Origin of the sequence: Nocardiopsis sp. MG754419 (assembly GCF_018207095.1) — a bacterium.
GTDB lineage: Bacteria > Actinomycetota > Actinomycetes > Streptosporangiales > Streptosporangiaceae > Nocardiopsis.
Map to the genome: position 1 here is coordinate 1 of NZ_QOCZ01000174.1, position 10,466 is coordinate 10,466.

Here is a 10,466-nt window from a genome sequence, read left to right on the forward strand (position 1 = left end):
GGGTAGGGGCGTCGACGTGGCACGGACCGAGGTCCGGGGTCGATCGCACGTGATCTCTCGCAGGAGGACACCATGGCAGGAGAACTCAACGGCCGTACGGTGGCACTGCTCGCCGCCGACGGGGTCGAACAGGTGGAGCTGGTGGAGCCGCGCAAGGCCCTGACCGAGGCGGGGGCCCGGGTGGATCTGGTGTCCCTGCGCAATGGTCGGATCCAGGCGATGAACGGGGACATCGAACCCGCCGACCGGTTCGAGGTGGATCGTGAGGTCGCCAAGGTGGGGGTGGGCGACTATGACGCCCTGGTGGTCCCCGGTGGCACCATCAACCCCGACAACCTGCGCTCCGACGCCGACGCCGTGGCGTTCGTGCGCGACTTCGTGGCCGCCGGCAAGCCGGTGGCGGCGATCTGTCACGGGCCCTGGATCCTGGTGGAGGCGGATGTGGTGCGAGGGCGCACCCTGACCTCCTACCCCAGTATCCGCACCGACATCCGTAACGCCGGGGGCACGGTGGTGGAGGAGGAGGTGGTCACCGATCACGGTGTCACCACCAGTCGCAACCCCGACGACCTGCCCGCGTTCTGCGCGCGCATCGTTCGGGAGTTCGCGGCCTGAACCCGTGCAACGGAGGATGCCCCGGCGCGACGGCGCCGGGGCATCGATGTGCGCGGGGTCCGGTCACGGGGTGCACCGCTGCGCGCCCACCCTGCGCGCCGTGGCGCCGGTCGGGGCCCGCTCCTGGCGAAAGCGCCTCCCGCGGGGTGGGCACTCCACGCGCGTCGACGCGCCCGCCCCACCGCCGTTCCTTCAGGTCAGCTCGTTGGGGTGTCGACGGCGGGGCCGCCACGCCAGTGATCGACCGCTGCCTTCAACGGCTCCTCCAGGAGGGGCTGTTGCGGCACGAGGATGAGGCAGGCGATGGCCCGGAGCGCGCCGACGGCGTTGACGAACGCCATGACGTCGGCGTCGAGCGGGCGCAGGCCGGCCCGTCGGGCGCCCCGGTCGTAGGCGGCCTCATAGTCGGGTCCCAGCGCGGCCAGGTCCCACTCCACCGGGCCGAGTGTGACCAGTTCGAAGTCGGCGTGGAAGTCACCGTCGACACCGTGGTGGATGTTGGCGGCCGGGGCGTCCCCGTGGATCGGGCGGAGCTCGATCCCGGGAAAGCGCGCCTCGAAGGCGGCGCGTGAACGCACCAGGGGTTCCAGGAGATCCCACTGCGCGCGGGCGCGATCCAGGTCCTGGGCGGTGATGAGGTCGGGGTGGTCCGTGAGCCGCGCGAAGGCGTCGGTGACGAAGTCGGGTTCGGCCGAGGACAGGAACGAGAGCGGTCCCGGGTAGGTGCTCAGGGCCGCGTGCAGCGCGGCGACGCTCTCGGCGTTGGCGATGTAGTCGGGTGCGCTGTTCGGTCGCTGTTCGGTGTAGGTCCAGAAGGTCATCGACAGTCCGTCGCGGCGGACGGGTGCGGTGGGCACCAGGGGGCTGGGCGTCAGGACGGGGAGACCCTGGGCGGCGAGCCAGCGGGTGACGTCGAGTTCGGCCCGTTGGCGCTCGGCGAGCGTGTCGGGGTCGGTGCTCTGCGGCAGGATGGTCGGTACCCGCGCCACGACCGGTGCGGGGGCCAGGTGGACGACGACCGAGAACACGTCATGGAGCACCCGGGGATCGGTCACCGTGAGCCCGAGGTCGCGCGCGGCCTCCACGGCCGTTCGGATGGCGTGGTCGGTGCGGGCGGCCCGTTGTTCGGCGCTCATGTACGTGGTCATCGGAGGATTCTCGCACGTGGCGGAGCGTGGGGCGGACGAACGGCCGCCGGGGCCGCCCGACGATGTCGGACGACCCCGGCGCGACGGTGTGGCCTACTCCCCGTTGTCGGGGTGGCGGCGCAGGTTGATCAGTGCGGCGACCAGGCCGCCCCAGAGCACGGCGATCGAGATGATCATCATGACGATGGCGCTGGTGGACATCAGCGGTCCTCCTTACGGGCGGCGTCGGTCTCGGTGATCTCGGTGGGTTCGGCCAGCGGAGCGGGCTCGTCGCCGTCCTGGTCGGTGGCCTGGCGGGCGTCGGCGCGGGCGATGGCGTCGGCTCGCTTCCAGGGGAAGCAGGAGACGACGATGCCGAAGACGATGGCGCCGATGGCCACGCCCCAACCGGCGGCCAGCAGGAACCCGGTCGGGTAGTCCTCGTAGTTGCTCATGAGTTCGGCGCGCAGGCTGTCCCACATCACCAGTCCGAGCAGGATCGGGGTGACAACGCCCAGCGCGGCCCGCCACCACAGTCCCAGGGAGACGCTGGAGACGGAGTTGACGTGCTTCTCGAGCACCCGTAGGCGGCGCGCGATCCAGGAGATGAAGATGACCAGGACCAGGCCGGCCAGCGCGATGCCGTACTGGTTGATGAAGTGGTCGAAGACATCGAGGAAGTGCAGCCCCTCGGGCGTGGGGAACAGCAGGATCGAGGCCAGCGCGGTGGCGCCACCGACCAGGAGCACGCTCTGGACGCGCCCCAGGTTGGTGCGCTCCTGCACCGCGGCGATGATCACCTGGACGATGCTGATGAGCGACGTGATGCCGGCGATGACCAGGCAGCCGAAGAAGAGCATGCCGAAGACGGGACCGCCGAAGGGCAGGCTGGAGATGATCTCGGGGAAGGCGACGAACGCCAGCCCGATGCCGGAGGTGGCGACCTCGTTGACCCCCACGCCCGCGTTGGCGGCCATGAAGCCCAGGCACGCGAAGACGCCGATGCCGGCGAGCAGTTCGAAGGAGCTGTTGGAGAAGCTGGTGACCATGGCCGAGCCGGTCAGGTCCGCCTTGCGGCGCAGGTAGGACGAGTAGGTGACCATGATGCCGAAGCCGACCGACAGTGAGAAGAACACGTGCCCGTAGGCGGCGATCCACACCTTGCCGGTGAGCATGGCCTCCCAGTCGGGGGTGAAGAAGGCGTTGAGGCCGTCGGCAGCGCCGGGCAGGGTGAGCGCCTGGATGACCAGGAGACCGAAGAGGACCAACAGCAGCGGCAGGACGATCTTGTTGGTGATCTCGATGCCGCGGCGCACGCCCAGCACGAGGATGACCAGGGCCACCACCCACACACCGATGAGCGGCCAGGCGACCCCGGAGACGAACCCGGAGACCGCGCCGGGTGTGTCGCTGACCTGGATGAAGTCGTTCATGAAGAACGACTCGGTGTCGTTGCCCCAGGCCTCGGTCGCGGAGAAGCCCACGAAGCGCACGGCCCAGGCGATGATGACGGCGTAGTAGACGGCCACGACGAAGCAGATGGCCACCTGCCACCACCCGATGGCCTCGGCCGGGCGGTAGATGCGCCGGTAGGACAGCGGCGCGGAGGAGCGGTAGCGGTGACCGATGCTGTACTCGAGGATGAGGAGCGGGATGCCCGCGGAGAGCATCGCGATCAGGTAGGGCAGGAGGAAGGCTCCGCCCCCGTTCTCATAGGCGACGTAGGGGAATCGCCAGATATTGCCCAGTCCGACGGCCGATCCGATCGCGGCCATCAGGAATCCCGCGCGCGTCCCCCACTGCTCGCGAGGCTGTTGCCCCATGTTCAGGTCTCCTAAATCATCCCGTAGTTCGCGATCGGCACGGTAGCAGCATTTGGCCCTTTGAGCATCGTTGGAGCAGGTCCGGGCGCTGGATGTCGCTTCTTCGGGGCCTTTCGGTGTCCGTTCGTCCAACACCTGTGGGGAGGGTGGTGGGGCAAGGGGCGCTTACCGGGGATCTTGAGGTGGCCTGTGCTGATGCGCGGCGGCCGGGAATCGTGGCCGCGGGGGTGCCGCCCCGCCCCCTTCGGCGGGGGCGCGGGGCCGAGCGTGGGTCAGGAGCGGTGGCGTGGGCGCGGTCGCAGCCGGGCGTTGGGCAGCTCCGGTGCGGGTAGGGCGGGCCCCGGGTCCTCGGTCACCGGGGCGAAGCGCGCCGACGTGGTGGGGGCGAGGCGTTCGGCCTCCCAGCGGGTGCGGGCGGCGACGATCTCGTCATGGTCGCGGCCCACGAAGTTCCACCACATCACCAGGTCCTCGGGGAAGGGTTCTCCGCCGATGAGCAGCAGGTGGGCGGTGTTCTCGGAGCGGACCGTGATCGTGTCGCGTCCGGTGCCCAGGTGGATGAGGGAACCGGCTTCGGCGTGGTGACCATGGGCGTGGATCGGGGTGTCCAGGGGCAGCAGGCCGTGTTCGAATCCGGGCTCCACCGGCAGGTGCACGTCCCGGCCGGGTTCGAGCAGTACCTGGGCCCCCATGAGTGGGGTGTAGGTGCGGGCGGGGGAGGTGTGGCCGTGCACACGGCCGGCGATCACCGTGACCTGTGCCCCGGGCAGGGAGAAGACGGGCAGGTCGGCGTGGTGCTCGAAGTGCGGAGCCACGTCGCGCGCGTCGTCGGGCAGGGCCACCCACAGTTGGGCTCCGTGCAGGAGGTCCGGGGCGTCCTCGGGGGTGCGTTCGGAGTGGGCGATGCCCGATCCGGCGGTCATGAGGCTGAGCCGACCGGGGCGGACCCTCTGGTCCGATCCCAGTCCGTCCAGGTGGTGCACGGTGCCCCGGAGCAGCCAGCTGACCGTCTGGAGTCCGATGTGGGGGTGGGGAGGGACCTGCATGCCCGCACCCGCGGCCACGTCGGTGGGTCCGTAGACGTCGGCGAAGCACCAGGCGCCGACCATACGCCGGTTCTTCCCGGGCAGGGCGCGGCGGACGAGCATCGCGCGTGGTCCGCCCAGGGGCACCTCGCGCGGTTCCAACAGTTCGGTGTCGGGCTCGGGGCCGGGGCGGTCGACCTCGCCGGCGCACACCCTCTGTTCTGTGGGGTGGGGTTCGATGTTGCTCACGGTTTCGACGCTAGTGCAGGAGGGGTGGTGAAGCACGGTCCGCCGTGTGCGGGAGCGGGTGTCGTGGGTGGTCGTGGGGGCGTGCGTGTGCCCACGGAGGTGCCGCGGGTCCGGGAGGCCGGTAGGACGGCGAGCCCGAGGATGAGACGGGTGTGTCCGGTGTGGCGAACGGGACCGCGTCGCCCTCCTGGGTGGATGCTGGTGAGTGTTCGCGCGTGTGTTCCAGGGCTCTCCGGGAGGGATCATGCTCGACGCCTTCACCCAGGTCGCACCGGGTGTGCACCGGCTCGGAGACCGGGTGGTGAACTTCTACCTGGTGGAGACCGGGGACGGCTTGGTGATGGTGGACGCCGGGCTGCCCGCGCACAGCGGTCAGTTGCTGGACGCGGTGGCCTGGGTGGGCGGCCGGCTGCGCTCGGTGGTGCTCACCCACGCCCACCCCGACCACACCGGTCTGGCCGAGCGGGCCCGTGACGCCGGTGGTGCCAGCGTGTGGGTGCACGAGGGCGACGCCCAGATCCTGCACGACGGTCCCACGAGCGCGATGGAGCACTGTCCTCCGGAGCGTTCGTTGTTCTCCTCGTTGCTGCGGCGCCCGAAGGTGGCGACCACACTGATGCATCTGGGCTACCACGGGGCGTTCAGCGGACCGCGTGTGCGCTCCTACTCGACCTTCACCGACGGTGAGGTGCTGCATCAGGTCCCGGGCAGCCCCCGCGTGGTGTCGATGCCGGGGCACACTCCGGGCAGCACGGCGTTGGTCTTCGCCGATCGCAAGGTGGCCTTCACCGGTGACGCGTTGGTCACCCACGACCCCACCACCGGCCACGGGGGACCTTGTGTGGTGGGCGGGATGTCCACGCACGACGGTGCGAGGGCGGTGCGTTCACTGGAACGTCTGCGTCACCTGCCCGAGGACACGGTGCTGTTGCCCGGGCACGGGGAGCCCGTCAACGGCGGGGTGCGGTCGGTGCTGGCGCGGGCACGGGAGCGGGGAGCGCGCTGAGCCGGCCCCGGGACCGTTCGGTGTCCCGACCGGGGCGCGGTGTCGTATCGGGATGTATGCGGTGGCACGAGGTGGGATGATGCCGGCCATGTCCGTACGAGAACTCGTGATCCTGGGCAGCTCCAGTGCGGTGCCCACCCGCAGACGCAACCACAACGGGTACTTCCTGCGGTGGGCCGACCAGGGGGTGTTGTTCGACCCGGGAGAGGGCACCCAGCGGCAGATGCGCCTGGCCGGGCTCGCGGCCTCCGACATCACCCGGATCTGCGTCACGCACTTCCACGGTGACCACAGTCTGGGGTTGCCGGGCATCGTGCAGCACATCGCGCGCGATCGGGTGGAGCACACCGTACGGGCCGCCTACCCGGCCGTCGGGCAGGAGTACTGGGACCGGCTGCGCCACGCCACCTCCTTTCACGACACCGACGTGATCGTGCCCCAACCGGTGGGCGGCGCGGGCTGCTGTGTGCTGGGCGGGGACGAACCGTTCACGATCACGGCGTTGCCGCTGCGCCACTCGGTGCCGGCCTACGGTTACCGGTTGGTCGAGCCGGACGGTTGGCGGATGCTGCCCGAGCGGTTGGAGCACTTCGGGGTGCGCGGTCCCGACATCTCCCGGCTGCGGAGCCGGGGCGCTCTGGACGTGGGTGGTCGCACGGTGCGTCTGGAGGAGTGCGCGGTCACCCGCCCCGGCCAGGTGTTCGCGTTCGTGATGGACACCGGTGAGTGCGACCAGGCGGTGGAGACGGCCCGGGGGGCGGACATGTTGGTGATCGAGTCCACCTACCTGGACACGGAGGAACATCTGGCCGTCGCCTACGGGCACCTGACCGCGCGTCAGGCGGGGCGGATCGCCGCGCGTGCCGGCGTGCGTCTGTTGGTGCTCACCCACCTGTCGGAGCGCTACGAACAGGAGCATGAGGGGGCCTTCGTGGCCCAGGCGGGCGAGGAGTTCGACGGCGAGGTGGTGTTGGCGGCCGACCTGGACCGGATCGCGCTCCCCGCGCGACGGTGATCGGGTGCGCGGGCCGGGGAACGTCCGACCCGCGCGGGTTCATCGTGGGCTCGGGGGTTCCGGGCGTGCCGCGCCGCCGGAGTGCGCGGTGGCCGGGCCGGCGACCGGTGCGTCGGGGCCGGTGACCGAGGTGGTCGTCGGGGCGCTCGGTACCGCGGTCTGGGTGATGAACGCACCGGTCACGATCACCACCGCGCCCAGGAGCTGCATGGGGTTGAGGGCCTCGCCCAGCAGGATCCAGGCCAGCACGATGGCGGTGACGACCTCCAGGTAGGCCACCCCTCCGGCGACCTGGGGCGACAGACGCTTGATCGCCGAGACCCCGGTGAAGTAGGCGAGGGCGGTGCACACCAGCGCCAACCAGAGGGCGAGGGCCCAACCGGGCAGTGCGACCCCGCCCAGGGGGAGCGGTCCGCCGAGCAGATCCCAGGGCAGGGTCCAGGGGCGGGCCAGCGCCCCCAACAGCACCGTGGCGATCAGCGCGCCGAAGGCGATGACGGCCAGGGGGTCGGTGTCCTCTCCCATGGCGTCGCCCAGCAGGAAGAACGCCGCCTGCGCCGCGGCGGCCCCCAGGGCCAGGCCCACTCCGATGGCGTCCAGGCGCATGCCCGCCCAGACCTCCAACAGCAGTCCGAGCCCGGCCACCGCCAGCACCACCCCGATGACGGCGGCGGGGGAGACCCGGTGGCGGCGCACCACACGGACCCACAACAGCACGAGGACGGGGCCCAGGAACTCCAACAGCAGGGCGATGCCGACCGGGATGCGGGCGATGGCGGCGAAGTACAGTGCCTGGACCCCGGCCATGGGGAAGACCCCGTAGGCCAACAGCAGCAGGGGGCGGCGTCCGACCAGGCGCCAGTGGCGTACGGCCACCGGCAGGAGGATGAGGGCGGCGCCCGCCACCCGCAACCAGGTGACGTGGAGCGAGTCCATGCCGGCGTCCAGGAGCGGTCGGGCGAAGACCCCCGAACCGCCGAAGGCCAGGGCCGAGGCGAGGGCGAAGGCCAGCCCCGAGGGGCGGTGGCGGGTGGGGTGGGCGGACACGCGGGCGCTCCGGTCATGAGGTGTGATGAAGGGATCTTCGGAGGTGGATCCGTGGGCACACCGAGCTTAGAGGAGCGCCTCCGTCGCGCGTTGTTCGGCCCGTGGCCCGCGGGGGTCAGCCGGTGGGGACGAGGTCCTTCTGGGCCCAGGCGACGTCGTGCCAGGCCCCGAACTTGTGCCCCACCCCGTGCATGACGCCCACGTCGGTGAAGCCCAGGGCGCGGTGCAGACCCAGGCTGGCGTCGTTGGGCAGGGTCATGCAGGCCACGGCGGTGCGCATGCCGCGGGCGGCCAGTCGGGGCAGCAACGCGGAGTACAGCGTTCGTCCGGCGCCCGAACCGCGGCGTCGGCGGTCCAGGTACACGCTGACCTCACAGGTCCAGCGGTAGGCCTCCCGTGTGCGGAAGGTGCCGCCGTAGGCGTAACCGATCACGGTGCCGGCGTCCTCCAGCACGATCCACGCGTGGTCGCGCTGGGCGGTGGCGATGCGCGCGGCCATCTCCTCGGCCGAGGGCGGGGTGAGTTCGAAGGTGATGGAGGTGTCGGTGACGTAGGGCGTGTAGATCGCGGCGCAGACGGAGGCGTCGCCGGTCGTGGCGTCGCGGATCAGGGCGCGGTGCAGCAGGGAGCTCATGTCGATGATGGTAGACGAAGGTGTGCACTATGGTGAACGCATGAGTGACGACCTGGGGCCCGCGCTGGCCCAGACCCTACGCACACTGCGCCACGAGCGGGGCCTGAGCGGTGGCACCCTGGCCGAACGATCGGGCGTCTCACGGGCGATGATCAGCCGGATCGAGAACGGTGACGCCCAGCCCACCGCCTCCCTGCTGGGGCGCCTCTCGGGCGCGCTGGGCATCACCCTGTCCCAACTGATCGCCCACGCCGAGCAGGACGGGCGGCGCCTGATGCGCCGGGACGAACAACCCACCTGGACCGACCCGGAGACCGGTTATCGGCGACGCGCGGTCTCGCCCACCCCGGGTGGGCCGATGGAGCTGGTCGAGGTGGAGTTGCCCGCGGGCGCGCGTGTGGCCTACCCCCGGGAGAGCTACACCTTCACCCACCACCTCATCTGGGTGCTGGAGGGCACCCTGGCCTTCACCGAGGGCGAGGTGGAGCACCGGTTGGGACCCGGCGACTGCCTACGACTGGGAGAGCCCACGGCGTGCGCCTACCACAACCCCACGCCGCAGGCATGCCGTTACCTGGTCGCCCTGGCCCGACGCACCTGACACCGTCCGGGACGCACGCGGCCCGGGTCCGGGCCTCGAACCCCGGGGCGGGAGGGATGGCTCCGGGACCGGCGCACCCGGTACCTCACGGACGGGAGGGCGACAGATCCAACAGGGTCTGGCCGGGGATGGCGGTGTCGGCGCGGTCGGTCCGGGACAGACAACGGCGGCAGTTCACCCCACCCGGTGCGGCGCGCAGACGCAGGGGATCGACGGCGGCGTGACAGCCGGTGGCCGGTACCGAGACCCCCGCCCACATGTGGGTGGTCAGGGCGTGCACGATCTCGCCGGAACCGATGGTGACCCCGGTGGCACCGGCCAGGTCGGCGCGGTGACGCGTCAGGACCGCCACGAGGTGCTCGGCGTTGGGCCGGCCCGGGGACGGGGTCGGTGCGCTGGGGTCGGAAGCGGAGTTGTCCATGACCCCAGGATGCCCGGCGGGGGTGACGAGAACACGCTCCCTGGCCGGTCCTGTGGACGAGTGGGGTCCGATCAGTCCAGCAGGGCGCGCAGGAACACGGGTTCCTGGGCGCAGAGCCATGCGCGGCGCCGGTCCCAGCGCGCCCACCCGCCGAGGCGCTCCAGGGCGCGGACGAACAGGGGGTCGCCGCGTTCGACCATGCCGCGCACGAAGGCGCGTGAGATCTCGTTGTACTCGCGCACGGTGGCCGGCAGGATCTCGCGGTCGGCCGCGGACATGTCGTAGGCGTCGGCGAGGAGCCGTAGTCGGCGCGGGGCGTCGAGGCCCTCGAACCCGGACTCCGCCGCCGACGCGGGGTCGAGGGTGGGTCCGAGGTAGAAGGCCAGTGCGGCCAGGTCCCACACCGGCCGGCCCGGGGCGGCCAGGTCGAAGTCGATGAGTGCCACGGCGTGGCCGTCGCGGAAGACGACGTTCTCCAGGCAGGGGTCGTTGTGGCACAACACCGTGCCGCCCCCGGGGTCGCCGAGCGCGGTCGGCCACGAGGCGTCGGAGGAGAAGGGCACCGTGGCGGCGGCCTCGTGGTAGCGGCGCAGGAGTCCGGCGACCTCGATGAGGGTTTTGTCCCGCAGGGCCCACGCGGGAAACGGCGGCAGGGCCACGTCGCCTTCGACGAAGGTGAGTTCCTCGTGACCGTCGGAATGCAATGCCAGTGGTCTGGGGGCTCCGGTGAACCCGGTGCGGGACAGGCGGGTCAGGAAGGAATGGAGAGCGGGGGCGTGGTCGGGCGCGGTGCGCACGACACGGTCGCCGCGGCGCGTCACGGTGTTCATCATGCCGCCGCTGAGCGGCCGGTCCCGGTCGGTCGACATGACGGGGCTCCTTCGGGGGTGGCCCGTCTCCGGG

The 10,466-nt window shown here is 71.3% G+C and carries 12 protein-coding genes; 4 read left to right on the forward strand and 8 right to left on the reverse strand.

The features are described from left to right. The first annotated feature begins 72 nt into the window (after positions 1-72). Positions 73-615: a type 1 glutamine amidotransferase domain-containing protein gene (locus DSY14_RS24245; protein ID WP_211718933.1), complete on the forward strand. Its 543-nt coding sequence runs from the start codon at positions 73-75 to the stop codon at positions 613-615. A 197-nt stretch (positions 616-812) separates the two neighbouring features. Here the strand turns inward: DSY14_RS24245 and DSY14_RS24250 are convergent, their stop codons facing one another. The 4 genes from DSY14_RS24250 to DSY14_RS24265 form a co-directional block, all read right to left on the reverse strand. Next, positions 813-1,763, reverse strand: coding sequence for a phosphotransferase (locus DSY14_RS24250; protein ID WP_211718934.1), 951 nt, complete (start codon positions 1,761-1,763; stop codon positions 813-815). Positions 1,764-1,856: 93 nt separating this feature from the next. Continuing rightward, a complete protein-coding gene (locus DSY14_RS24255) occupies positions 1,857-1,964 on the reverse strand; it encodes a methionine/alanine import family NSS transporter small subunit (RefSeq protein WP_211718935.1) in 108 nt (35 codons plus the stop codon). Next, positions 1,964-3,565 carry a sodium-dependent transporter gene (locus DSY14_RS24260; protein ID WP_211718936.1) on the reverse strand — a complete coding sequence of 534 codons (1,602 nt, stop codon included), beginning with the start codon at positions 3,563-3,565 and terminating at the stop codon, positions 1,964-1,966. The genes DSY14_RS24255 and DSY14_RS24260 overlap by 1 nt, the downstream gene beginning before the upstream one ends. A 272-nt stretch (positions 3,566-3,837) precedes the next feature. Then, the gene (locus tag DSY14_RS24265) at positions 3,838-4,839 is read right to left on the reverse strand and encodes a pirin family protein (protein WP_211718937.1); all 1,002 of its coding nucleotides are present in this window, start codon (positions 4,837-4,839) and stop codon (positions 3,838-3,840) included. 244 nt (positions 4,840-5,083) lie between these two features. Here DSY14_RS24265 and DSY14_RS24270 point away from each other — a divergent pair, with 244 nt between their 5' ends. After that, positions 5,084-5,845 (forward strand): MBL fold metallo-hydrolase, encoded by a 762-nt coding sequence (locus tag DSY14_RS24270; RefSeq protein WP_211718938.1) that lies wholly within the window; start codon positions 5,084-5,086, stop codon positions 5,843-5,845. Positions 5,846-5,933: 88 nt separating this feature from the next. Next, on the forward strand, positions 5,934-6,860 hold the full coding sequence (locus tag DSY14_RS24275) for a ribonuclease Z (RefSeq protein ID WP_211718939.1): 927 nt from the start codon (positions 5,934-5,936) through the stop codon (positions 6,858-6,860). Positions 6,861-6,899: 39 nt separating this feature from the next. Here DSY14_RS24275 and DSY14_RS24280 read toward each other — a convergent pair whose 3' ends face one another. Both DSY14_RS24280 and DSY14_RS24285 read right to left on the reverse strand, forming a co-directional pair. Beyond that, complete coding sequence (locus DSY14_RS24280) at positions 6,900-7,907, reverse strand: EamA family transporter (RefSeq protein WP_307851322.1); 1,008 nt, start codon at positions 7,905-7,907, stop codon at positions 6,900-6,902. Between the two features lie 115 nt (positions 7,908-8,022). Then, positions 8,023-8,541 (reverse strand): GNAT family N-acetyltransferase, encoded by a 519-nt coding sequence (locus tag DSY14_RS24285; RefSeq protein WP_211718940.1) that lies wholly within the window; start codon positions 8,539-8,541, stop codon positions 8,023-8,025. Positions 8,542-8,581: 40 nt separating this feature from the next. Between DSY14_RS24285 and DSY14_RS24290 the strand changes: the two genes are divergently transcribed. Beyond that, a complete protein-coding gene (locus DSY14_RS24290; protein ID WP_211718941.1) occupies positions 8,582-9,142 on the forward strand; it encodes an XRE family transcriptional regulator in 561 nt (186 codons plus the stop codon). An 85-nt stretch (positions 9,143-9,227) separates the two neighbouring features. On the opposite strand, the gene DSY14_RS24295 is transcribed toward DSY14_RS24290, so the two are convergent. Both DSY14_RS24295 and DSY14_RS24300 read right to left on the reverse strand, forming a co-directional pair. After that, a complete protein-coding gene (locus DSY14_RS24295) occupies positions 9,228-9,563 on the reverse strand; it encodes a hypothetical protein (RefSeq protein ID WP_211718942.1) in 336 nt (111 codons plus the stop codon). A 71-nt stretch (positions 9,564-9,634) separates the two neighbouring features. Then, complete coding sequence (locus DSY14_RS24300) at positions 9,635-10,432, reverse strand: phosphotransferase (RefSeq protein WP_211718943.1); 798 nt, start codon at positions 10,430-10,432, stop codon at positions 9,635-9,637. Positions 10,433-10,466: the final 34 nt, after the last annotated feature.